Below are 24,375 nucleotides of genomic sequence, written 5' to 3'. Positions count from 1 at the left end.
ATCGCGAGCAGGCTCGCTCCCACACTGGATCTCGGGCGTTCACAAAATCCTGTGGGAGCGAGCCTGCTCGCGAAGGGGGCGATGCAGTCCAAGCGCGTCAGCGGAACAGATTAGTACGCGCCAACTCAATCACCTCATCCCCACGCCCGCTCATCACCGCTTTGAGCATGTACAAACTGAACCCTTTGGCCTGTTCCAGCTTGATCGTCGGGGGCATCGCCAGTTCCTGGGTCGCCGTCACCACGTCCACCAGCACGGGCCCGTCATGCGCCAGCGCGCGGCGCAAGGCCGGTTCCAGCGCTTCGGATTCCTCGACACGAATCCCCAGGATCCCCATGGCATTGGCCATCGCCGCGAAGTCCGGATTGTGCAGGTCCGTACCGGTGTCCAGCAGCCCGCTGGATTTCATTTCCATGGCCACGAACCCGAGCGAGGCATTGTCGTAGACGATGATTTTCACCGGCAGCTTGAGTTGCGCCAGCGAAATGAAGTCCCCCATCAACATGCTGAAGCCGCCATCGCCAGACAGCGAAATTACCTGCCGCCCGGGAAATGACGCTTGCGCGCCAATGGCCTGGGGCATCGCGTTCGCCATGGAACCGTGGTTGAACGAGCCCAGCAATCGGCGCTTGCCGTTCATTTTCAGATAACGTGCGGCCCAGACGGTCGGCGTGCCCACGTCGGCAGTGAAGATCGCATCGTCATCGGCCAGCTCACTGAGCAGGCGAGTGAGGTACTGCGGATGAATCGGCCGACCCGGCGCCGACGGTTGAGCCAGGTCATCCAGCCCCTGACGGGCCTTCTGGTAGTGCTTGAGGGATGACTCGAGAAAGCTCCGGTCGCCACGATAAGGCAGGCGCGGCAGCAACGCGGCGAGGGTTTCGCCTACATCGGCGGCGATGCCCAGATCCAGCGTGGTCCGCCGTCCGAGGGCTTGCGGGTCGTGGTCGATCTGAATGATGGTGGCGTCGGAGGGGTAGAACTGGCGATAGGGAAAGTCAGTCCCGAGCATCACCAGCGTGTCGCAGTTGAGCATCGCGTGATAACCGGAGCTGAAGCCGATCAACCCGGTCATGCCGACGTCGAACGGATTGTCCCACTCCACGTGCTCCTTGCCGCGCAACGCATGCACCACCGGCGCGCCGAGGGCGTCGGCCAATGCCACCACCTGATCGTGGGCGCCCGCGCACCCGGCGCCGCACATCAGCGTCACGGCGTCGCTTTGACTCAGCAATTCGACCAGCCGATCCAGGTCGTGAGGCGCGGGCAGGGTGCGAGGTTTGGACAGCGCCGGCCAGGGTTTGAGGTTGTCTTCGACCTCCTGCAGCGCGACGTCGCCGGGAATCACCACCACCGCGACACCGCGATTGAGGATGGCACTGCGCATCGCCCGATGCAGCACCTGGGGCATCTGCGCCGGGCTGCTCACCAGCTCGACGAAGTGGCTGCATTCCTTGAACAGTTCCTGCGGGTGGGTTTCCTGAAAGTAATTCAGGCCTACTTCCGAAGAGGGAATCTGCGCCGCGATGGCCAACACCGGTACATGGTTTTTGTGGCAATCGAAGAGCCCGTTGATCAAGTGCAGATTGCCCGGCCCGCAACTCCCGGCGCAGACCGCCAGTTCCCCGGTAACCGCCGCATCGGCGCCGGCCGCGAACGCTGCAACTTCCTCGTGACGCACGTGCATCCACTCGATGCTGTCCATGGTGCGCAGGGCTTCGGTCAGGCCATTGAGGCTGTCGCCCGTCAGGCCCCAGATGCGTTTCACACCTGCTTGTTCAAGGGTGGTCGCCAGTTGCTGGGCAAGGGTGATTTTCGCCATGGGGTGCTCCAGTGGTTAATGAATGGTCCTCAGGGTTAAAAGAGGACAACGCTGCGGCAACCATGACTCACCCCGATTTGAGATTACTTGCCCATCGCCTGCCGGTACTGACGCGTGCGCCGGGCGAGATACAGCTGATCAACGATCAACGCCCATAGCGCTGAAACCTGTGGCCGGGTCTTGCGTCCGCGGCTCAGGCGATTGAGCTGGAACTTCACTACGGCCATGTTCGCCAGGGCGGCCAGCGGTTTACGTTTCCAGAGGATCGGCGGCAATTGCGGGTGGCTGTCCTGGCCTTCGCGCCAGCGTTTGACCAGCTGCGGTTCAATGGCGAGCGCCGTGCCGATACCGGCCATGGCGATGCCGCTGTCGAGCACCTGTTCGACGATGGCCAGACGTCGAATCCCACCCGTTACCATCACCGGCATGCTCGCAACGCTGGCCAGTTCGCCGGCCATTTCCAGAAAGTACGCCTCCCGGGCCAGGGTCCTGCCGTCGCGGGCGTCGCCTTGCATGGCTGGTGCTTCGTAGCTGCCCCCGGAGAGTTCGAGCAAATCCAGTGGTTGGTCGTTGAGCCACTGGATCACTTGGCGGGCGTCGTCAGCGTCGAAACCGCCGCGCTGGAAGTCTGCCGAGTTGAGCTTTACCGAGACGCAAAACTGAGGCGACACCGCTTGGCGAACGGCGCTGACCACGGCCAGCAACAGCCGGGCGCGATTCTCCAGGGAACCACCCCACTGGTCAGTCCGACGGTTGGTCAAGGGCGACAGAAACTGGCTGATCAGGTAGCCGTGTGCCGCGTGAATCTGCACGCCGGTGAAACCGGCTTTCTCTGCAAGGGCGGCACTGGTGGCGAAGCGTTGGATAACCTCGGCGATATCGCTTTCCGACATCGGTTTGGGTTCGGCAAACATCTTGGAAAAAGAACCCAGGTCCAGCGCCACGGCGGAGGGTGCCCAGGCTTGCTGACCGAGGTTGGCCATGATCTGGCGCCCGGGATGGTTGAGCTGCATCCACACATGCGCGCCACCGGAGCGGCCAATGGTGGCCCACTGACGGAACAGCTCAAGATGGCGCTCGTCTTCCAGCACGACACCTGCAGGGCTGGTCATGGCGCGGCGATCGATCATCACGTTGCCGGTCAGCAACAGGCCCGTTTCACCTTCGGCCCAAGCCTGATACAACTTGAGCAGCGCAGTCGACGGCGCTTGTCCGGTATCGGCAAGGTTCTCATCCATCGCAGCTTTGGCGATGCGATTGTCGAGGGTCTGGCCGTTGGGTAACTTCAGCGTTTGAAAGGGTGACATGCTTGACTCCTCATCAGTAATGCGAAGAGGCTAAGCTTAAAGTTAACTTTAATGTCAAGCAGGCAAATGAGGCCGAGATGAAGATTGGTGAATTGGCGCAATTGAGCGGGTTGAACGCGTCGCGCATTCGGTTCTACGAGGCTCAAGGCCTGATCCGGCAAGTGGAGCGCATGGCCAACGGCTATCGGCGTTACCCGCCGCAAGTTCTGCAAACCCTGAAGATTATTCAGTGCGCACAGCAGGCCGGGTTCAGCCTCGACGAGCTCAAGTTATTGTTGCCAGACACCGTAACAGGCGAGTTCGACGACGATGCACTGGTGGCGAGCCTGGGGCGCAAAGTCGAACAGATCGAAGCGATGCAACTGCACCTGGCACAAAACAAGGCGCAGTTGCTGGGGTTGATCGAGAACATCCAGACGCGGCCCGAAGGAATGGCGTGCGGTGAGAATGCCGAGCGAGTGCTGGCGTTGATCCAGCATTAATTTTGACCGAGACAGTTATCGCCAAAGGCCTGGTAGCGCAGGACATGGGTGGTGCCCGCGGTATCAATGTAAGTCATCTCCCGCGGCAGGGGGCCGCAACCATCGTCGCGGGTCATGTTAAGCACTTTGGCGATATGGAGCGGCGTCGAATACTTGTAGTCCTCGACTTTCGGCGTGCTGGAGTTGTCGACGGCGGCGGCCGCTGCAACACCGCTCAGGCTGATGAGAAACAGGGCGGACAGAATGCGTTTCATGATGGGGCTCTCGTAGTGACTACTGAACGATTTCAGTGGCAGTACGACGAGCCCCGTTGGGGTTTATTCCAGGCTCAGGGAAAAACTTTTCGGCGCAGGGATCGGATTGCGCATCAGCGTGCCGACCACCAGCGCCCCCAGCAAGGCCAGCAAACCCGCGACCAGAAGCAGCAGGCTGAAGCCGCCGACGAAGGCCTGACGCGCCAGTGGCTCGACCAACGCACGCGCGGTTTCCGGCAGCAGGTTCATCGCCGCCGTCATGTCTCCGGCGACCACCCGTGAGGCAATGCCCTGGGTCTGGCCGAGCCATTGCGGACCCTGCGTCGACAGGCTGGTGCGCAACAGCAATTCGGTGTGGCTGGACAGCAGCGCGCCAAAGACACCGATGGCCAGCACGATCGCGCTGAAACGCATGGTGGTGCTCATGCCTGAGGCCATGCCGGTGCGCTCGCGAGGGACGCAGGCCATGATGTTTTTTTGCGTGTCGCCATTGAGCAGGCCGGCACCGGCGCCCGTCACGGCGATGGCCAGTGCGAAGGGCAGGTAGCCGCCGCTGCTGACGGCCCAGGCGCTGAGCAGGTTACCGCTGCCGACCAGGGTCAAACCCGCCGCCATCAGCGTGGCTGGGGCAAGTCGATTGGCCCGCCGAGCGCCGATGCGCGGGCAAATCAACATGGTCACGGCAAACGGCAACATCCCCAGCCCCGACGCGATGGCCGAGAAGCCCAGGCCGTTTTGCAGGTAGAACGGCAGCAACGTCATCATCACCTGAGCGCAACCGGCGTAGGCAAACATGCCAAGGAGGGCGCCGATGAAACGCGGATGCCTGAACAATTTCAGGTCGACCATCGGCCGCTGTTGCATCCGCTCAATCAGTACAAACAGCCCCAATAGCAGCGCGCCCCCGATGATCCGGGCGTAGGTGAGCGGGTTGCTCCAGCCGATTCGATTGGCTTCGATCAAGCCCCAGATCAGGCACAGCAAACTCGCACTGAACGCCAGGCTGCCCCAGGGATCGAGTCGCGCCGATTGGGGGTCCCTGGATTCCGGCACGGCGCGCCAGACCATGAACATCAAGAACGCGCCCACCGGCAGGTTGAGGTAGAAGATCCAGCGCCAGCCAACATATTCGGTGATCACCCCGCCGACCGTCGGCGCAGCGGTCATCGCCACGCCCATGCACGCACCCCAGAACGCCCAGGCCTTGGCCCGTTCGACTTCATCGTGAAAGGTGTGGCCGATGGAGGCCAGGGCCGAGGTCAGCAACAGTGCCGCGCCGACACCCTTGACCGCCCGCGCAATGTCAAGGAACAACGCCGTGGGCGCCGCGCCGCAACCGATGGAGGCAAGGATGAAAATCCCCAGGCCCCAGAGCAGGGTTTTCTGCCGGCCAAAGCGGTCGGCGATGCTCCCGGCGGGCAGCAACAACGCTGCGAACGCCAGCATGTAGGCGCTGACCACCCATTCAATGTCGGCAAAGTTCGCGCCCAGGTCCCGTGCGATGGTCGGCAGAGTGACGGCGACGATGTTGGTGTCGAGCACGATCAGCGAGCAGACGCCGGAGGCCGTCAGCAGCGTCAGGCGCGGACTGACCCGGCTCATGGCCTGATTGCCTTTTGGGCAAGGTCGTTGATCGTGGCGGCGCAAAGGTGTTTGACGTACATGGCGTTGGCTCTCTACTGTGATTGCCATTGAGCTTATCGCGGTCGATTGTCGGCTCTGTTAGCCCGGCACCGGGACTTCATTACCTTTGAGCTAATACACCCATGGACATACGGCATTTCCGCTACTTTCTGGCCGTTGCCCGGCAAGGCAACTTTACCCGCGCCGCCGAACAACTCGGTATCGCGCCGCCGACCTTGACCCGGCAGATCCAGGACATGGAGAACGAACTCGGCACGCGACTGTTCGTGCGCCAGACACGTGAAGTCAGCCTGACCGAGGCCGGCGCGGCGTTAATGATCGAAGCCGAGGCGACGGTGCGGCAATTCGAGTACGCCCAGCACAATGCCCAGCGGGCCGGACGCGGGGATATTGGCCATATCGAACTCGGTTACGTGGCGTCGGCGGTGTACTCGGGGGTGCTGCAAAAACAGGTGCAGGCTTTTGGTCGTGAATGCCCGGACGTCAGCTTGAATGTTCGGGAAAGCCCTATGGCGTCATTGCCAGCCATGGTGGTCGAGGGGCGATTTGATGTGGGCTATGTCCGCTCACCGATGACCTTGCCCGAGGGGTTGGAAGCCGTTCGCCTGGATGCAGAAGGCTTTGTGCTGGCGCTGTCCTCCGAGTCCTGGTTGTGCCGACTGCCAGAGATTGCTCCGGAGCATCTGCAAAACGAGACGTTCATCCTGCCGGAACAAATCAGCGGCACTTTGCAAGTCGCCGCCGAGGGCGGGTTTGCACCGAAACTGGGCGCGCAGCCGGGCGGGCTGGTGGCGGTGATCGCGCTGGTTTCGCTGGGGCAGGGCGTGACAGTTGTGCCGGCGTCGGTGGTCGGGCATGTCGGGTTGCCCGGTGTGTTGTACCGCACGATCAAGGGCTGCGAGGCGACGTCGTGGTTGTCGTTGATTCATCGACGGTTCGAGAAATCGGCGGCGGTGTCCAGGTACATCGAGCAGGTCAAAAATCGCTAAGGGCAAAAGCTTTCGCGAGCAGGGATCTTGTGAACACTGAAGATCCAATGTAGGAGCGAGCCTGCTCGCGAAAGCAATCTACCCAACACCACCAATGCCCCAACCTAACAGCAAACCCGACGATTCAACCGCTCAGTGGCACGAGGCACCGTGCACAGCCGGCGCAAGGTCCGTCGCAACCATGTGAGATCGTGCGTCGGTTTACGCTTCTCCCTCGCCGGTTTCACCCTGCCAATGTGCCTGGCGAAATCCTCTTTCAACGTTTGTTCGGTTCCAATCCCTTTGAGCTTCTTCAGCAGTTTACCGTTCTGATAAAACAGCACGGTTGGAGTTCCGGTGACGTGCGGATGCCGAGGCGACTCAATGGTGTTCAGCATGTAGACGTGCGCGTGATGCCGATAGGCCTCGGCAACCTGACGGAAGATCGGCCCGGCCATTTCGCAGACCGGACAGTGCTGGCTGCCGAAGTACAAAATCACTGGGCGCCAGGTTTTCAGGGCTTTGCGGTAGGTCGGGGCCAGCGTGTTGTGGGCAGCCGAGCGCATGGTGAACTCCTTTTTTCACTGTGCATTGAGTGTCTGTCGACGGTAAAGGAGCGGAGACGGGTGGGTCTACTGTCAGAAATTACAGGTAACACGCTGCCCCAATTTGAACCGCCTCAAGACGAATGTGGTGCAAGTACCCGAACCGTGTAGCCAACGGTAGCGTTCGTTCCCCTGTGCGTTTCGTAACCTGCATTTTTAACGTTCACCCATCCATTTGATTCAAAACACTTTCCAATCTCCCCGACATTCCCCTCGCAACCTGTGGCACACTTTCTGCTGTCTATTCCGTTGTTACACACCTATGTCCGGTATAGCGGAATAAACATCACCCTGGAGTGCTTGCCATGCAACGCCGACCTTCCTTGTTTAAAGCGTGTATTTTTCTTGTCGCTGCTTCGGCGGCTTCCATGGGCGTGGCCCAGGCGGCGGACAGCAAGCTCGATAGCGTGCTGGCCCGCGGGAAACTGATTGTGGGCACGGGCAGTACCAATGCGCCGTGGCACTTCCAGGGAGCGGATGGCAAGTTGCAGGGGTTTGATATCGATATCGGGAAAATGATTGCCAAGGGTTTGTTCAATGACCCGACCAAGGTTGAATTCGTGGTGCAGTCGTCCGATGCGCGGATTCCCAACCTGCTGACGGACAAGGTCGATATCAGTTGCCAGTTCATCACCGTGACCGCCAGCCGTGCCCAGCAAGTGGCGTTCACCCTGCCTTACTACCGCGAAGGTGTCGGACTGCTGCTGCCGGCCAACAGCAAGTACAAGGAAATCGAAGACCTCAAGGCCGCCAACGACAGCGTGACCGTGGCGGTGCTGCAGAACGTGTACGCCGAGGAGCTGGTGCATCAAGCCTTGCCCAAGGCCAAGGTCGATCAGTACGACAGTGTTGATCTGATGTATCAGGCCGTGAACTCCGGCCGTGCCGACGCCGCCGCCACCGATCAATCGTCGGTGAAATACCTGATGGTGCAGAACCCTGGCCGCTATCGCAGCCCGGCCTACGCCTGGAGCCCGCAGACCTACGCCTGCGCGGTCAAGCGCGGCGATCAGGACTGGCTGAACTTCGTCAACACCACCTTGCATGAAGCCATGACCGGCGTTGAGTTCCCGACTTACGCGGCGTCCTTCAAGCAATGGTTCGGAGTAGACCTGCCGACCCCGGCCATCGGTTTCCCTGTCGAATTCAAATGATCCCGTGAGAGCGGGGCGCCGATGACGCGCCCCGTTCAAGGTACTGCTGACCATGAACTATCAGTTGAACTTTGCCGCCGTGTGGCGCGATTTCGACACCTTGCTGGCGGGGCTCGGTCTGGGCCTTGAGCTGGCGCTGGTGTCGATCGCCATCGGTTGCGTGATCGGCCTGATGATGGCGTTTGCTTTGCTGTCAAAGCACCGTGCATTGCGGGTGCTGGCGTCGGTGTATGTGACGGTGGTCCGTAATACGCCGATTCTGGTGTTGATTCTGTTGATCTACTTCGCCTTGCCGAGCCTGGGGATCCGGCTGGACAAGATCCCGTCGTTCATCATCACCCTGTCGCTGTACGCCGGGGCGTACCTGACTGAAGTGTTCCGTGGTGGCTTGTTGAGCATTCCCAAGGGGCAGCGTGAAGCGGGCCTGGCGATCGGGTTGGGCGAGTGGCAGGTCAAGGCCTACGTCACCGTGCCGGTGATGCTGCGCAATGTGTTGCCGGCCTTGTCGAACAACTTCATTTCGCTGTTCAAGGACACCTCGCTGGCCGCCGCGATTGCGGTGCCGGAGCTGACTTACTACGCACGCAAGATCAATGTCGAGAGCTACCGGGTGATCGAAACCTGGCTGGTGACCACAGCGCTCTATGTTGCGGCCTGTTACCTCATTGCCATGATGCTGCGTTACCTCGAGCAGCGTCTGGCGATCCGCCGATAGGAGGCCACCATGTACGAATCCCCCAGTTGGTTGCATGAGTTATGGGTGGCGCGGGAAGTTCTGTGGCAGGGCTTTTTGACCAGTGTGCAGGTCTCGGCCCTGGCGATTTTGCTGGGTACGATGGTCGGTATTGTTACCGGTCTGGTGCTGACCTACGGCAAGTTCTGGATGCGCGCACCGTTCCGGTTTTACGTGGACATTATTCGCGGCACACCAGTGTTTGTACTGGTGCTGGCCTGCTTCTACATGGCGCCCGCATTGGGCTGGCAAATCAGCGCGTTTCAGGCCGGTGCCTTGGGGCTGACGCTGTTCTGCGGCTCCCACGTCGCGGAGATTGTGCGCGGCGCGTTGCAAGCGTTGCCCAGTGGCCAGATGGAGGCAAGCAAGGCCATCGGCCTGACGTTTTATCAGGCGCTCGGCTACGTGTTGTTGCCTCAGGCGTTGCGGCAGATCCTGCCGACCTGGGTCAACTCGTCGACCGAAATCGTCAAGGCGTCGACCTTGCTGTCGGTCATCGGTGTGGCGGAATTGTTGCTCAGCACGCAGCAGATCATCGCGCGCACCTTCATGACGCTGGAGTTTTACCTGTTCGCCGGATTTCTGTTTTTCGTCATCAACTACGCCATCGAATTACTCGGCCGGCACATTGAAAAGCGGGTGGCCTTGCCATGACTCAACCTCAAGTTTCGACACAGAACCAGGCCCTGCTGGACATTCGCGGCCTGCACAAACAGTACGGCAAGCTTGAAGTGCTCAAGGGCGTCGACCTGACCATGCAGCGCGGCAACGTGGTCACGCTGATCGGCTCCAGCGGCTCGGGCAAGACCACGCTGCTGCGTTGCGTGAACATGCTCGAAGAATTCCAGGGCGGGCAGATCGTGCTCGATGGCGAGTCCATCGGCTATGACGAGGTCAACGGCAAGCGCGTGCGTCACCCGGAAAAAGTCATCGCCCGGCACCGGGCAATGACCGGCATGGCGTTCCAGCAGTTCAACCTGTTCCCGCACCTGACCGCGCTGCAGAACGTCACCCTTGGCTTGCTCAAGGTCAAGAAACTGCACAAGGACGAAGCGGTGGCGCTGGCGGAGAAATGGCTGGAGCGGGTTGGCCTGCTGGAGCGTCGTGACCACTATCCCGGCCAGTTGTCCGGCGGTCAGCAACAGCGCGTGGCGATTGCCCGGGCGATTGCCATGAACCCGAGCCTGATGCTGTTCGACGAAGTGACCTCGGCCCTGGACCCGGAACTGGTCGGCGAAGTGCTGAACGTGATCAAGGGCCTGGCCGACGAAGGCATGACCATGTTGCTGGTCACCCACGAGATGCGTTTTGCCTTCGAGGTCTCGGACAAGATCGTCTTCATGAACCAGGGGCGGATCGAAGAGCAGGGGCCTCCCAAGGAGCTGTTCGAACGCCCGCAATCGCCGCGTCTTGCCGAATTTCTCAAGAACACGCGGTTTTAATTTTTATATTTTTTCGATCAGGAGAAACACTCATGAGCATTACTCGTTACGGCACCGGCAGCACCGCCGCTGGCGGTCAGCCTCGCCCTTTCGCCCGAGCCGTTGAAGCCGATGGCTGGTTGCACGTTTCCGGGCAGGTGCCGGCGGTGGACGGCGAGATCATTACCGGTGGCATCGTCGAGCAGACCCACCAGGCCATGAAGAACCTGATCGCGATTCTCGAAGAGGCCGGTTATGGCCTGGAAGACGTGGTGCGTGCTGGCGTGTGGCTGGAGGATCCGCGGGATTTCACCAGTTTCAACAAGGTCTTCTCCGAGTACTTCAAAAGCGAGCACGCACCAGCCCGGGCCTGTGTGCAGGCGAACATGATGGTCGATTGCAAGGTCGAGATCGACTGCATCGCGTACAAGAAAAAGGCCTGAGCCTAATGATCGATCCCACGCTCTGCGGGGGAATGCAGCCCGGGGCGCTCCGCGTCGCAAAGCGGACTCAGAGCGTCCATTGAGGCATTCCCACGCCGAGCGTGGGAACGATCATTAGCGGTAAACTCCCCGGCGAATTTGTATGGGAACCACTGACATGACCGAAGACACCATCAAGCGCCGGGCTCGCGGTCTGGACCGGGCGTTCGATATCCTCGATTTCCTCAAGGAAGTCGGCAAACCGCTGCGCCCGAATGAAATCGCCAGCGGCATCGACAGCCCGAAATCCACGATCTACGAACTGGTCGCTTCCCTGCTGGAACGACGCATTCTCGAACCCGTGGGCAAGGACGGTCACGTCTACCTCGGCCGTCAGTTGTACTTTCTCGGGCAAGCGCATTTGCGCCATTTCGACCTGACCCGCGAAGCCGATCACGCTTTGCAGGACATCGTCAGCCAGACCCATGAAACCGCGCAGATGTGCCTGCTTAACGGGCGCAAATACACCGTCGCGCTGATGAAAGAGGGCGAGCGGCATTTCCGTATTTCCTCGGACATCGGCGAGAACGCGCCAATCCCCTGGACTGCTTCCGGGCGCCTGCTGCTGGCGCACCTGAGTGATCAGGAGATCATTGACCTGATCGACCACGACGACTTCATCCTGCCCGACGGCGAACGCCTGCCGCTGGAGCAGTTTCTCAAGGAAATCCGTCAGGCCGGTATCGATGGCTTCTTCTCTTTCGATAGCGTCGCCGACACCTTCACCCATTGCTTCGCCGCCCCGGTCAAAGACCCGAGCGGCGTGGCCATTGCGACCCTGTGCATCGTCGCCCCACGGGACGACGCCAAGAACAATTACAACGACTATCGCCGGGTGCTGATCGACAGCGCCAATAGCCTGGCCCGGCGTATCAACGAATAAAAGCGGCTGCCCGCAGCCGCGAATGTGAGGAGTTCGACCATGTCTTCTGCCCAAAACACTGCCGCTGTGGAAAAGGGTTTTGCCCAGACTGGCGCCAATCTCGTGCGCGACGTCAGCCTGCCTGCGCTGGTGCTGCACCGCGAAGCGCTGGAGCACAACATTCGCTGGATGCAGGCGTTTGTCAGCAACAGCGGCGCCGAACTCGCGCCCCACGGCAAAACCAGCATGACGCCCGCGCTGTTCCGGCGCCAACTCGACGCCGGCGCCTGGGGCATCACCCTGGCCAGCGCCACGCAAACCCGCGCGGCCTATGCCCACGGTGTGCGTCGGGTGCTGATGGCCAACCAATTGGTCGGTACGCCGAACATGGCGCTGATCGCCGACTTGCTGGCGGACCCGACGTTCGACTTCCATTGCATGGTCGATCACCCGGACAACGTCGCTGACCTGGGCGCGTACTTCGCCTCGCGCGGTGTGCGCCTGAACGTGATGATCGAGTACGGCGTGGTCGGCGGGCGTTGCGGTTGCCGCAGTGAAACGGAAGTGGTCGCGCTGGCCAAAGCCATCGGCGCTCAACCGGCGCTGGCGCTGACCGGCATCGAAGGCTACGAGGGCGTGATCCACGGTGATCATGCGGTCACAGGCATTCGTGAATTCGCCGCCTCCCTGGTGCGCCTGGCCGTGCAGTTGCAGGACAGCGGCGCCTTTGCGATTCCCAAGCCGATCATCACCGCGTCGGGTTCGGCCTGGTACGACTTGATCGCCGAATCCTTCGAAGCGCAGAACGCGGGTGGACGTTTCCTCAGCGTGTTGCGCCCCGGCAGCTACGTGGCTCACGACCATGGCATCTACAAGGAAGCGCAATGCTGCGTGCTCGACCGCCGCAGCGATCTGCACGAGGGCCTGCGCCCGGCAATGGAAGTCTGGGCACATGTGCAGTCGTTGCCGGAACCGGGTTTCGCGGTGATCGCCCTGGGCAAACGCGACGTCGCCTACGACGCGGGGTTGCCGGTGCCGCTGCTGCGTTACAAGGCCGGCGTGGTGCCTGCCACCGGCGACGATGTCAGCGCCTGCAAAGTGACGGCGGTGATGGACCAACACGCGTTCATGACCGTGGCGCCGGGGGTTGAGCTGCGGGTGGGCGACATCATTTCGTTCGGCACTTCGCACCCGTGCCTGACGTTCGACAAGTGGCGCACGGGGTGTCTGGTGGATGAGCAGCTGAACGTCATCGAAACCATGGAAACCTGTTTCTAAGGCTTCGGACCGAGGCGCGGCCTTCGCCAGCAAGCCCGCTCCTACAGGGATCTTGTGAACACTGAAGATCCAATGTGGGAGTGAGCCTGATCGCGATGGCATCCTCCCAGACAACACCGCAATACCAGAGACCCCACAACAATGAACACCATCAACACCCTCGGCCCCAACACCCCGCGCATCGCCTTGATCGGCGAGTGCATGATCGAGCTGCAACAACGCGCCGATGGCACGCTGCAACAGAGCTTCGGCGGCGATACCTTGAACACTGCGGTCTACCTGTCCCGGGAACTCGGCACCCGCGGCATCGTCGATTACGTCACCGCACTGGGCGACGACAGTTTCAGCGATGCCATGTGCCAGACCTGGGCCGACGAACACATCGGGTTGGGCATGGTTCAGCGCCTGCCCGGGCGACTGCCCGGTTTGTACTGCATCCAGACTGATGCGGCGGGCGAGCGCCGCTTCCTCTATTGGCGTAACGAAGCGGCCGTGCGCGACTGCTTCACCACCCCGGCCGCCGCGCCGATCCTGGCCGCGCTGCCGGATTACGACGTGCTGTATTTCAGCGGCATCACCCTGGCGGTGCTCGGCGTGCAAGGTCGGGTGAAACTGCTGGAAACCCTGATCGAGGCCCGTCAGCGGGATGCGCGGATCGTGTTCGACAACAACTACCGGCCACGCTTGTGGGCGTCAGTCGAAGAGGCGCGGGCGGCTTATCGCAGCGTCTTGCCCTATGTCGATCTGGCGTTGCTGACCGTCGATGACGAGCAGGCGCTGTTTCATTTTTCCGATGGCGAGGCGGTGTTTGCCGCTTACGAGCAAATTGGCACCCCCGAAGTGGTGCTCAAGCGTGGCGCCGAGGCGTGTCTGATTCGCTGTGATGGCGAGTCGTTCGAGGTGCCCGCGCAGAAGGTCGAGCGCGTGGTGGACACCACGGCGGCGGGGGATTCGTTCAGCGCGGCGTATCTGGCCAGTCGGCTCAAGGGTGGAAGTGCGGTTGAGGCGGCCGAGGCGGGGCATCGGTTGGCGAGTCGGGTGATTCAGGTGCCTGGAGCACTGATTCCCAAAGATTGAAATAAGCTTTTGTGGCAAGGGAGCTTGCTCCCGTTCGGGTGCGCAGCAGCCGTAAATTGGGGCCGCTACGCAGCCCAGCGGGAGCAAGCTCCCTCGCCACAGGGCCTTTAAGCCAAACCCATCAATCCCGGTAAAACACCTGCACCAGGTGATACCCGAACTTGCTCTTGATCGGCCCATGCACCACCCGCAGCGGTTTTTTGAAGATCACCGCGTCGATCACCCCGACCATTTGCCCGGGCCGCACTTCACCCAGGTCGCCCCCGCGTTTGCCGGACGGGCAGGTGGAGTACTTCTTGGCCAGCACATCAAAGGCTTCGCCCTTGGCGATGCGTTGTTTGAGCTGCTCGGCTTCTTCCGAGGTTTTCACCAGAATATGGCGGGCTTGAGCTTTCATGGGGGCATACCTTGCAACGGTGATGGCTATGTTGATGCCAGCGGGGCGCGCGATTATGCCTCAACTCACTCCGGTTGGCCGATCATCGTGCGAATCTTGTTGGCCAACAGGTCAATGGAAAACGGTTTGGCGACCATGTCCATGCCTTCTTCCAGGAAACCCTGGCGTTCGGCGGCTTTCTCCGCGTAACCGGTCATGAACAGGACTTTGAGTTCGGGACGGTGCTGGCGAGCGATCTCTGCCAGTTGTCGGCCGTTCATGCCCGGCAGGCCTACGTCGGTCACCAGCAGATCGACCCTCAGGTCGGATTCCAGCAAGGGCAGGGCGGTCTTCGCATCCTCGGCTTCGTGAGCGTGATAACCCAGCTCGTTGAGCAGGTCGAGCACCAGCATGCGCACCGCCGGGTCGTCTTCCACCAACACCACGGTTTCGCCGGCAATCGCCGCCGGAGCCTCGCCCGTGAACGGCAGCAGTACTTTTTCCGGTTCCGTGGCGTGCAATCGGGGCAAGTAAAGGCGAACGCTGGTGCCCTTGCCCGGCAAACTGAACAGGCTGACATGCCCGCCCGACTGCTGGGCGAACCCATAAATCATCGACAATCCAAGGCCGGTACCCTGGCCGATGGGTTTGGTGGTGAAGAACGGGTCGAACGCCTTGGCCAGCACCGACGGTGTCATCCCGGTGCCGTTATCGCTGACGGCAATCATCACGTAATCCCCGGCCTTGACCGGTTCCAACGTGGTGATGTCGCTGCCGTCGAGGTAAACGTTGGCGGTTTCGATCAGCAACTCGCCGCCATCGGGCATGGCGTCCCGGGCGTTGATGACGAGGTTGAGCAGAGCGTTTTCCAGTTGGCTGACGTCAGTGCTCACCGGCCAGACCTCGCCGGCCAGCAGCAGTTTGAGTTCGATGTGATCGCCCTTGGTCCGGCTGAACAAGTCTTCCAGGGAGTGCACCAGGTCATTGGCGTTCAGCGGCCGGCGATCCAGCGACTGACGCCGGGAAAACGCCAGTAGCCGATGGGTCAGGGCGGCGGCACGATTGGCCGAGGACACCGCGGCTTCGGTGAAACGGCCAATCTCGGCGGCGCGCCCTTCCGCGATATAGCGCTGCATCAGATCGAGGCTGCCGATGATCCCGGTCAGCATGTTGTTGAAGTCGTGGGCGATGCCGCCGGTGAGCTGCCCGACCGCCTCCATTTTCTGTGCATGGCGCAAGGCGTCTTCCGCGCGTTCACGCTCGAACATCTCGTTTTGCAGCCGTTGGTTGGCTTCGGCCAACTGCTGGGTGCGGGCCGCGACCCGTTCCTCAAGGGTATCGTTGAGATTGCGCAGGGCTTCTTCCGTCTGTTTGCGCTCGGTTTCGTCAATGACAAAGATGTAGAAACCATTCACCGTGCCGTCGGCACCGTGGCGCGGCAAGTAATTCATCAAGGCATGGCGGTTACTGCCGTCCCGGTGCGGGGTATTGATGCTGAAACAGCAAGACTTGCCCGTCAGCGCCAGGGCAATGTGTTCGGCGCGCAAGGCATAGGCTTCTTCGCCCAGCACTTCACGAATGGTGCGGCCATAAAGTTCCTGCGGTGTCAGGCCATACCAGTCCAGATAAGCGGCGTTGTTCAAGCGAAAGCGTTCCTCGCTGTCCACGTAGCTGATCAGGATGGGCATGGCGTTGATGATCAGCTGCAACTCGGTCTGGCTCTGGCGCAGGGCTTGCTCGGTGAGCTTGCGTTCGGTCAGATCCAGCGCGGCGCCAAGGAAGCGGATCGGCCGGCCATGGTGGTCCTTGTAGCAGCGACCGCGGGCAAACACCCAGCGCAGGTGACCGCTGGGTTGCAGCAAGCGATATTCCTCGGCGTATTCGGTGCCGTGGGTGATGGAATATTTGATGCTGCGGGCGACCATGGCGCGATCTTCCGGGTGCACGGCCTGGAGGTAGGCGCTGATGGGCAACTGACTGGCGAGCAGTGGGTCGATGTTGTGCAGTTCGGCGAAATGCGCATCGGCGATGAAGCGATCTTCGCCGATGTCCCAATCCCAGGTGCCGACGGCGTCGGTGGCCGCCAGCGCCAGTTGCAGGCGCTGTTCGGTTTCGTGCTGGGCCTTGAGACTGGCGGCCGACCGCTGTTCCAGTTCCAGCGCGATGCGTCGGCGTTCATTGGTTTCGATGGCGGTGACCAGAATGCCAGCAACCTCAGCGTTTTCATCGCGGATCGGGCTGTAGGTCAGGTCCAGCCAGAAGTCGGAATCACCTTCGTCGCGTTGCAAAGTAAAACGTTGTTCGCTGTAGGTACGCACCTGGCCTTGTAGGACAGCGCTGTAAATGGGGCTGGTAAAGTCCTGAAGTTCTGGCCAGATCTGGTGCGTCGGTTGTCCGAAAGCGTGTGGATGCTTGCTGCCGGCGAGGAGGGCGAAGCCGTCGTTGTAGATCTGCGTGAGGTGCGGACCCCACAGCAACAGCATCGGCATCGGTGAATGAATCACGATGTCCACGGCAGTGCGCAGGCTCTGTGGCCAGGTGCTGGCAGCGCCCAGCGGGGTGCGTGTCCAGTCCAGTCTGGCGATCAAGGCCTGTGCATCGCTGCCCGTCAGTGTTGCGTTCATCAAATTGTCCTGCACTTAAGTCGGTGGCGCGGCGTCTACTATCCTTGCAGGGCGGTAGACGCTGGATGACCTGCCATGGGTCATTACTTTTTCATTGAATGCTTCGCGGGTGTTTTTTGCCATGGAAATCGATGCACTGTTGCAGATACTGTCTGACCGGAATGGATCCGATCTCTATCTTTCCACCGGCGCACCACCCAGTGCGCGGTTCGACGGTGTGCTCAAGCCGCTGACCGACCAGCCATTCAAGCCGGGAGCAGTCGCGGCCATTGCCGAGTCCATCATGGACGCCGAACAGCGCCTGGAGTTCGATCGGGAACTGGAGATGAACCTGGCAATCTCCCTGGCGGGTATCGGGCGCTTTCGGGTCAACATCTTCAAGCAACGCAACGATGTGTCAATCGTGGCACGCAACATCAAGCTCGACATCCCGCGTTTCGAAGACCTCAAACTACCGGCGGTGCTGCTCGAAACCGTGATGCTCAAACAAGGATTGATACTGTTCGTCGGCGCCACCGATTGCGGCAAGTCAACCTCCCTCGCGGCGCTGATCGATTACCGCAACCGCCACAGCACTGGCCATATCGTCACCATCGAGGACCCGATCGAGTACATCCATCGGCACAAGCAGTCGATCATCAACCAGCGCGAGGTCGGCGTCGATACCCGCAGTTTTCATGCTGCCCTGAAAAACACCCTGCGTCAGGCCCCGGACGTGGTACTGATCGGCGAAATCCGCGACCGCGAAACCATGGAGCACGCGCTGGCGTTTGCCGATACGGGCCATCTGGTGATTTCTACATTGCACGCGCACAACGCCCATCAGGCGCTGGACCGCATCATCAATTTCTTTCCCGAAGAGCGGCGGACGCAGTTGCTGCATGACTTGAGCAACAATCTGAAAGCGTTTGTTTCCCAACGATTGGTGCGGACCCTTGACGGTCAGCGCAGGGCGGCAGTGGAAGTGATGTTGGGAACACCCACGATCGGTGACTTGATAAGGCGCAATCAACTGGACGAACTTAAAGACATCATGGAAAAGTCCGCAGAGTTCGGTATGCAGACGTTCGATGGCGCACTGTATGCACTGGTGATGGAAGGCGCAATCAGTGAGGAAGAGGCGCTAAAACATGCGGACTCGCTGAGCAATCTGAAGTTGCGCCTCAAGCTGTATGGCGGTGGGCCTTCGACCGCCAATGCGCCCATTGGGGACTGGGGGTTAGTGGATTGATGAGGTGGGTAAGGCGGCGACGATGAAATGTTGTCTTATGAAGTTTTACTGTTTAGTTAATTTTTGGTGGGTCAGGATTCACCTTCGATTAATGAATCAGTGAACTAAATACATAAGGTTGTTTTATGGTTGTTAAGTTGAAATATAAAGACTATCCGTTGTCCGGAGCCGTTTCAGAAGTCCAGCACCAGTGGTTAAGGGCCGATGCTGCTGAACGACAAGCGGTCGCGCGCTTGTTGCAAAGTGTCTTCGAGGATCAAGAGGATGAAGGACCGTACCATTGGCAAGGTTATGAGTTTGAGCTGGCAAAAGGTTCTTCGCTGTATGAAGTCCATATGCCGGGGCGAGTGGCATGGAATAACCTGGCCAACTACACGGTCGTAATGGACGAACTCCGTCGCCACCGTCCGGAGAATATGGCGTCAACCCGTATTAACGAAAACGGCGGACTTGAGATATTCCGAAAAGACCGGCAAGTGTGGGAAGTCGTCGACGTGAATATCGTCCAGGCGTCGCACTATTATCAAAAGCTGCTGGTGGTAGGTGATATTGCCAGGCAAGCCGGTGGATACATTTACACCGAAGATTTCGTCGATGTGGACCAATGGCTGAGGTTTCATGGCCTGACGGTTCCAACGAACGCGAGCGAAACCAGAAACCTGATCGCGCTTTTCGAGTTTGATCCTGATGTCGATGAGTTGGGGCACTATTGGGGGCAGTTGGTTACGGATGATTCATCGTTAGCCGTCTTGTCGGCTGAGCAACGGACCGCCATTCGGCAGGTTACTGAGCGTGTTACCCAGAACACCAGACTGCTGGACATGTTGTACCGCGAAACGGGACGCGCCGTTGCGACACACGAAAATGCCGCCGAGCGGATCGTCGCGTTGGTCAAGCATCCGGTGGCCCAGGCCTGTGCCAGGGAGATTCTGGAAGCGTCGGACTGGTTCGGCGCGCATCCCGGGCAGAACGTCTCTGCGCAAGATCTCGAGCAACTGCTGGTCACCAGCCTGTTGCTGGATCTTTATCCGTCTCTAGGTAGCACCGGGGACCGCAAGAGTCTCGGTGGTTTCGCTTTATATGCGCCGAGCAACGTAGAGCGGTCGCCGGCCATGGTCCGCGAAGAGCTGCAAGCCTTTCTCTATACCAAGGGCTGGGTTGATCCTGCGGCGGCGCCACTGGCGTGTCATCTGCTGCTGGCGGACATTGCGCCGGAATTTCTGGTCAGGGGCGTGCCATCGTCGATGACGATGGGCTCGGTTGCCTGGGTAACCTTTTGCCATGGCGTTGCCTTGGCGGAAGCGGTCAGGAAGGGCGCGTCGCGTGTGCTGACGTATGCGCAAATCATGGCGTATGTCGAACTGGAGCCTGTCAGCGAGCCGCTGTCCCGACTGAGGGATTTGGCAATGATCGATCCGATCGTCGACTGGGCACTGATCAACAGCGTTATCAGCGCAAGCGAGCTGACTCAAGCGGCAAAGGACAGCACCGAGCGGGCCATCACCGCGTTCCAGGCATATGCGGAAAACTTCACCCATCTGGCGCGCGTCTATTCCATCCCGATGCCCAACCGCGAAACCATCGCGCGCGAAGCCTTGCAAGGCGCGGTGCCGGAGTGTGATTTTCTCGACGATAAAGTGCTATATCAACACCCCGGCCTTTATGCGTCCTCCAACCCCATGTCCATGGTCGAGTTGCACATGTCGGCGGATCTGGAAGGTGGCCAGTGGGATTTTCCTGCGGTCTTTCCCGATAAAGTTATTTCCGGGACCCCTGATTTGTTGGCCGGTATCACCCATTACAAAAGACCAACTCAGTACGACCCCTCCGTCACTAGCCTTTATAGTCGCTTTCCAAGGTTGCGAAGCCTGCCTCCCAACAATGTCGAGTACCATCGCCAATTGCGCGATTATCTCGGCCAGTTGAATAACGCGCTGGCGAGCAACATCAAGTTGGCCCTTTCACACATGCTTCCTCATGATCTGGACGTCTTTCTGAACGGAAAAATCAGCTTTTTTACCGTTCGTCTTCCGGCCACCAGAACCGAGTCTTTCTTTTCAATATCGCCGGTCCCTGTTTCAACGACTTACGAAACCCGGCAAGGTAGCGATGCTGTCAAGGGACGCTTCGGCATTGTCATGTTTGCAACTCACGCAAACACGGCGGTGTGTTATGAGTTGTTCACCTTGCGGGGTGAATTACGGAGAAACAACACGCTCGCCTCGCTGATCATCTCAACAGGTAAATTGCGAACGGCCGCGAGAATGGATTTCACCGGGGACCTGAATGCGCCGGAACGACCTGCGCCCCCCGAATGGTTGCCTCTTTCTGTTATTGAATATACCGACGGCGTTTTCGCCGGGAATGACGCCAGCAGCGACATGGCAATTATTGAAAAACTGGGCGAACTCCCCGCGCCACTGCAAGTAACGGCTCGCCAGCAGAGTACTTATATGAATGTTGGCAATCCGCAACTGGCGCGAATTGCGGCGTTCGTTGTGAACAATCATCCGTTGCGCACGTTGGACGAAATCGAGTTGATGGCCACCGTGCCGACAGCGCTTGAAACCGAACGCAAAAAAGGCGAAGAGACTGCAGATTACATCGTGAATCTGGTGGTTCCGTTCAAAAAGTGCATCGAGGATTTGTCTTCCGGAGAGCACAACAAGGTCGTAGACGGTATCTACGGTTGCGTCATGGACGCCATGGCGTTGGGCGGGGCATTCGTGGGGGCGGGCGCCAAAGCGCTGAGCATCTCGTCGAAGGCGATCTCCCTGTCGTCCAAAGGCGCCCGTCTGACCAAACTGGCCTTTGTCACCTCCATTTCCCTCTTCAACCCCGTGGATGATGTGCCAACGGTGTTTTATGGTGCCGGCAAACTCATCCATAAGGGCGCGTTACGTTTCAGCAGTCAGGCTGAAGCGCTTCTTGGACTGGCGAAGTCCCAGTTGGGCAGACTCCATGGCAGCCACAAATCCTATGACCTGCTCCGCGCCGCCAGTCACGTCCACACCGGACAGGGTAGCTGGCGGCCACGTGGTGCAGTGGGTGAGACCCTGTCAGTGGTGGCCGCGCGCAACCAACTCCAATGGTATGCCCTCGACCGCCTGGGCAAAGCCTGGGGGCCCAAACTGGACCACTTTGCCTACGTGTCGCCTGTCGGCTTGCCGCGCCCAACCAAGACATTGCCTGTCAGTTACACCCGACAGTTCATTGAACAAAGTCTGCCGCGAGCCCGGACTAAAATCGAAAACGCAATCAATGCCTTGATCCACCGTGATTTTGAGGCGCAGCGCACGCTGGTCGCGAGGCTGCTGATGGGAAGCGATTCGAATGAAGCAATCAATCAGTTATTGAATTATTTGAGAGCGGTCAGGGCGGACTTCGCGGGCGTTTCCATCAGTAACTTCGTCCTTGATCCACTCAAGGACACCCACCACATTGCCGCTTTCGACACGAACGCATACCAGCAGTGGAAAGGCGCAACCGGGCAATCCGACGCGAAGTTCGTTGAAATCTACACCGTCAATCTCAACCGTCACTTCATCGGCCAGGGTTTCAACCTTGACGTCGTCGCAGACGACTTGATCCATGAGCTGTTTCACGGACCTGCGCAGATCGGTGATGTCGCCTATGCCCGCGACGCCGGCAACGTTGGGGGTAGCCAGTCGCTGGACGTGGCGTCGCTGTTGAACCTGGCCTCCGGACAGCTTGCGGTGACAGATGGAGGCATTGCCCGTCACGCCCGTGCCAAAGCCTTTGAAAACGCCGACTCACTGGCAGTGGTCACTTCGCTGCTGAGCCAGTTGTACACCGACGAAGGCGGGTTTGACCGCAACATGTCCCTCCTGCGGAGCACGCTGGAAGCAAACCCCGAACGTGCGATTGTCGATCCGGTGCTGATCACGCTGAACAAACCCGTGACTGCGCAGAGGTTTGCACAGGGCACGGCAGCCCCGGCCCGAGCGTTCGATCGAACCGTTTAAAAAGCCAGTTCCGGCCGATCCCGAAATTGCTCCAGCGCCTCGGGATTGGCCAACGCATCGGTGTTCTTCACCTTCTGCCCATGCACCACGTTCCGCACCGCCAGCTCGACGACCTTGCCGCTGATGGTCCGTGGGATATCGGTCACCGCGACAATCTTCGCCGGTACATGCCGGGGTGTGGTGTTGGCGCGGATGACCTGGCGGATCTGCTGCTGCAAAGCTTCATCCAGTTCGACGCCGTCGCGCAACTTCACGAACAGCACCACCCGCACGTCATCCTGCCATTGCTGACCAATGGCCACGCTGTCCAGCACCTGTGGGACCTTCTCCACCTGACGATAGATTTCCGCGGTACCGATGCGCACGCCGCCCGGGTTGAGCACCGCGTCCGAGCGGCCGTGGATCATCATCGCGCCGTGGAGCAGCTGTTCGGCGTAATCGCCCTGGGCCCAGACGCCGGGGAACTGGCTGAAATATGAAGCGTGCAGCTTCTCTTGCTGCGGGTCGTTCCAGAAACCAATGGGCATCGCCGGGAAGTGCCGGGTACAGACCAGTTCACCTTTCTCGCCGATCACAGGCTTGCCGTCGTCATTCCAGACTTCGACCGCCATGCCCAGGCTTTTGCCTTGGATTTCGCCGCGACGCACGGGCTCAAAAGGATTGCTGTTCACAAAGCACGAAACGATGTCGGTACCACCGGACATCGAGGCCAGGCACAGGTCGCTCTTGAGGTCGCGATACACGTAGTCGTAACTCTGCGGCGACAGCGCGGAACCGGTGCAAAGCAGGGTTTTCAGGCTGCTCAGGTCATGGCTTTCGCGCGGTTTGATCCCATGGGTTTCCAGGGTGGCGAGAAATTTTGGACTGGTGCCGAAGACGCTGATGCGTTCATCGTCGATCAGGTCGATCAAACGCCGGGGGTCCGGATGGAACGGCGAGCCGTCGTACAGCACCACTGCACTGCCCACGGCCAGGGCAGAGACCAGCCAGTTCCACATCATCCATCCGCACGTCGTGTAGTAGAACAAACGGTCGCCGGGGCCGAGATCGCAATGCAGGCCGTGTTCCTTGACGTGTTGCAGCAACACGCCGCCGGTGCTGTGGACGATGCATTTCGGCACGCCGGTGGTGCCACTGGAGTAGAGAATGTACAGCGGATGGGCGAACGGCACGGGGACGAAATCCGGCTCGCCACCGATGTCGTAAAAATCATCCCACAGCGTCACGTTGGCTCGGGTGTGGAACTGTTCGATGCGTGCCTGTGGTCGGGCATAGGGCACCAGGATCAACTGTTGCAAGGATGGCAGGCGTTCGAGGATTTCATTGACCTTGGCGGTCTGATCGATGTCCTTGCCGGCGTAGCGGTAACCGGCGCAGGTGATGAGCACTTTCGGTTCGATCTGGCCGAAGCGGTCGATGACGCCCTGGGTGCCGAAGTCCGGTGATGAGCAGGACCAGATCGCCCCCAGGCTGGTGGTGCCGAGCATGGCCACCAGAGTTTGCCAGGTATTGGGCATGCACGCGGCGACACGGTCGCCGAGGCCGACGCCAGCGGCTTTCAGACTGTTTTGAAAACCGGCGACATGCTCGGCGAGTTCCGCCCAGGTCAGGTGTTCACGCTGGCCGTTCTCGCCAATCGCAATGATCGCCACGGCATCGTCGCGACGGCGCAGCAGGTGCTCGGCGAAATTCAGGGTGGCGCCTGGGAACCACTCGGCGCTGGGCATTTGCGCGCCTTCCACCAGCACTGCGTCCGGCTGATCGTGGAAACGGATGTCGAAGAAGTCGACGATCGCCTGCCAGAAAGCTACGCGCTGATCGATGGACCATTGGTGCAGGGCGGGGTAGTCGTCGAGGTGAATGTGGTGCCGTTTAATGATGAAGCGCCGAAAGGCCTCCATGCGGGTTTTGCTGATGCGCTCGGCGCTGGGTTGCCAGAGGATGTCGGACATGGCTTGCCTCTTCTTCTATTTTCAGATTCATTCGCGGGCAAGCCTCGCTCCTACAGGTTTTGCGTCGAGCCACAAATCCGGCTGCAACCACAAAACCTGTGGGAGCGAGGCTTGCCC

The 24,375-nt window shown here is 60.1% G+C and carries 20 protein-coding genes; 12 read left to right on the top strand and 8 right to left on the bottom strand.

Going from position 1 to position 24,375, the window contains the following annotated elements; genetic code table 11:
• Nucleotides 1-97: 97 nt before the first annotated feature.
• Nucleotides 98-1,822 (bottom strand): ubiquinone-dependent pyruvate dehydrogenase, encoded by a 1,725-nt coding sequence (gene poxB / locus QMX98_RS17615; protein ID WP_282411154.1) that lies wholly within the window; start codon nt 1,820-1,822, stop codon nt 98-100.
• Nucleotides 1,823-1,905: 83 nt separating this feature from the next.
• On the bottom strand, nt 1,906-3,129 hold the full coding sequence (locus QMX98_RS17610; RefSeq protein WP_083376583.1) for an NADH:flavin oxidoreductase/NADH oxidase family protein: 1,224 nt from the start codon (nt 3,127-3,129) through the stop codon (nt 1,906-1,908).
• A gap of 77 nt (nt 3,130-3,206) precedes the next feature.
• Here QMX98_RS17610 and QMX98_RS17605 point away from each other — a divergent pair, with 77 nt between their 5' ends.
• Nucleotides 3,207-3,611 carry a MerR family transcriptional regulator gene (locus QMX98_RS17605; protein WP_010460898.1) on the top strand — a complete coding sequence of 135 codons (405 nt, stop codon included), beginning with the start codon at nt 3,207-3,209 and terminating at the stop codon, nt 3,609-3,611.
• Here QMX98_RS17605 and QMX98_RS17600 read toward each other — a convergent pair.
• Nucleotides 3,608-3,865 (bottom strand): DUF2790 domain-containing protein, encoded by a 258-nt coding sequence (locus QMX98_RS17600; protein ID WP_077747692.1) that lies wholly within the window; start codon nt 3,863-3,865, stop codon nt 3,608-3,610. The genes QMX98_RS17605 and QMX98_RS17600 overlap by 4 nt on opposite strands.
• Nucleotides 3,866-3,928: 63 nt before the next feature.
• On the bottom strand, nt 3,929-5,467 hold the full coding sequence (locus QMX98_RS17595; RefSeq protein ID WP_282411153.1) for an MFS transporter: 1,539 nt from the start codon (nt 5,465-5,467) through the stop codon (nt 3,929-3,931).
• Between the two features lie 164 nt (nt 5,468-5,631).
• Here QMX98_RS17595 and QMX98_RS17590 point away from each other — a divergent pair, with 164 nt between their 5' ends.
• Nucleotides 5,632-6,498 carry a LysR substrate-binding domain-containing protein gene (locus QMX98_RS17590; RefSeq protein WP_282411152.1) on the top strand — a complete coding sequence of 289 codons (867 nt, stop codon included), beginning with the start codon at nt 5,632-5,634 and terminating at the stop codon, nt 6,496-6,498.
• 104 nt (nt 6,499-6,602) lie between these two features.
• On the opposite strand, the gene QMX98_RS17585 is transcribed toward QMX98_RS17590, so the two are convergent.
• Nucleotides 6,603-7,043, bottom strand: coding sequence for a thioredoxin family protein (locus tag QMX98_RS17585; RefSeq protein WP_282411151.1), 441 nt, complete (start codon nt 7,041-7,043; stop codon nt 6,603-6,605).
• 344 nt (nt 7,044-7,387) lie between these two features.
• Here QMX98_RS17585 and QMX98_RS17580 point away from each other — a divergent pair, with 344 nt between their 5' ends.
• The 8 genes from QMX98_RS17580 (at nt 7,388) to QMX98_RS17545 (ending at nt 14,089) form a co-directional block, all read left to right on the top strand.
• Entirely contained in the window at nt 7,388-8,236 is an 849-nt protein-coding gene (locus QMX98_RS17580; RefSeq protein WP_221106134.1) for a transporter substrate-binding domain-containing protein, read from the top strand.
• Nucleotides 8,237-8,288: 52 nt separating this feature from the next.
• Nucleotides 8,289-8,951 carry an amino acid ABC transporter permease gene (locus tag QMX98_RS17575; protein WP_010460889.1) on the top strand — a complete coding sequence of 221 codons (663 nt, stop codon included), beginning with the start codon at nt 8,289-8,291 and terminating at the stop codon, nt 8,949-8,951.
• 9 nt (nt 8,952-8,960) lie between these two features.
• Entirely contained in the window at nt 8,961-9,623 is a 663-nt protein-coding gene (locus QMX98_RS17570; protein WP_077747697.1) for an amino acid ABC transporter permease, read from the top strand.
• Nucleotides 9,620-10,411, top strand: a complete 792-nt coding sequence (locus QMX98_RS17565) for an amino acid ABC transporter ATP-binding protein (protein WP_077747698.1) — start codon at nt 9,620-9,622, stop codon at nt 10,409-10,411. The genes QMX98_RS17570 and QMX98_RS17565 overlap by 4 nt, the downstream gene beginning before the upstream one ends.
• Before the next feature lie 32 nt (nt 10,412-10,443).
• A complete protein-coding gene (locus QMX98_RS17560; RefSeq protein WP_010460883.1) occupies nt 10,444-10,833 on the top strand; it encodes a RidA family protein in 390 nt (129 codons plus the stop codon).
• Nucleotides 10,834-10,990: 157 nt separating this feature from the next.
• Nucleotides 10,991-11,755, top strand: coding sequence for an IclR family transcriptional regulator (locus QMX98_RS17555; RefSeq protein ID WP_010460880.1), 765 nt, complete (start codon nt 10,991-10,993; stop codon nt 11,753-11,755).
• Between the two features lie 39 nt (nt 11,756-11,794).
• Nucleotides 11,795-13,012, top strand: coding sequence for an amino acid deaminase (locus QMX98_RS17550; RefSeq protein ID WP_282411150.1), 1,218 nt, complete (start codon nt 11,795-11,797; stop codon nt 13,010-13,012).
• Nucleotides 13,013-13,153: 141 nt separating this feature from the next.
• Nucleotides 13,154-14,089: a sugar kinase gene (locus QMX98_RS17545; protein WP_083376588.1), complete on the top strand. Its 936-nt coding sequence runs from the start codon at nt 13,154-13,156 to the stop codon at nt 14,087-14,089.
• A gap of 121 nt (nt 14,090-14,210) precedes the next feature.
• On the opposite strand, the gene QMX98_RS17540 is transcribed toward QMX98_RS17545, so the two are convergent.
• The gene (locus QMX98_RS17540) at nt 14,211-14,486 is read right to left on the bottom strand and encodes a peptidylprolyl isomerase (RefSeq protein ID WP_007898282.1); all 276 of its coding nucleotides are present in this window, start codon (nt 14,484-14,486) and stop codon (nt 14,211-14,213) included.
• A 65-nt stretch (nt 14,487-14,551) separates the two neighbouring features.
• Nucleotides 14,552-17,089 carry a PAS domain-containing protein gene (locus QMX98_RS17535; RefSeq protein ID WP_077747701.1) on the bottom strand — a complete coding sequence of 846 codons (2,538 nt, stop codon included), beginning with the start codon at nt 17,087-17,089 and terminating at the stop codon, nt 14,552-14,554.
• A 121-nt stretch (nt 17,090-17,210) separates the two neighbouring features.
• On the opposite strand from QMX98_RS17535, the gene QMX98_RS17530 reads away from it, so the two are divergent.
• Both QMX98_RS17530 and QMX98_RS17525 read left to right on the top strand, forming a co-directional pair.
• On the top strand, nt 17,211-18,320 hold the full coding sequence (locus QMX98_RS17530) for a PilT/PilU family type 4a pilus ATPase (RefSeq protein WP_200666287.1): 1,110 nt from the start codon (nt 17,211-17,213) through the stop codon (nt 18,318-18,320).
• A gap of 125 nt (nt 18,321-18,445) precedes the next feature.
• On the top strand, nt 18,446-22,306 hold the full coding sequence (locus QMX98_RS17525; protein WP_282411149.1) for a hypothetical protein: 3,861 nt from the start codon (nt 18,446-18,448) through the stop codon (nt 22,304-22,306).
• Here the strand turns inward: QMX98_RS17525 and QMX98_RS17520 are convergent.
• Nucleotides 22,303-24,258, bottom strand: a complete 1,956-nt coding sequence (locus QMX98_RS17520) for an acetoacetate--CoA ligase (protein ID WP_282411148.1) — start codon at nt 24,256-24,258, stop codon at nt 22,303-22,305. The genes QMX98_RS17525 and QMX98_RS17520 overlap by 4 nt on opposite strands.
• Nucleotides 24,259-24,375: the final 117 nt, after the last annotated feature.

The organism is Pseudomonas sp. PS02303 (assembly GCF_029959925.1).
Lineage (GTDB): Bacteria > Pseudomonadota > Gammaproteobacteria > Pseudomonadales > Pseudomonadaceae > Aquipseudomonas > Aquipseudomonas mandelii.
The sequence above is the reverse complement of the archived record's forward strand: the minus strand, read 5'-3'. Positions and strand labels throughout refer to the sequence as shown.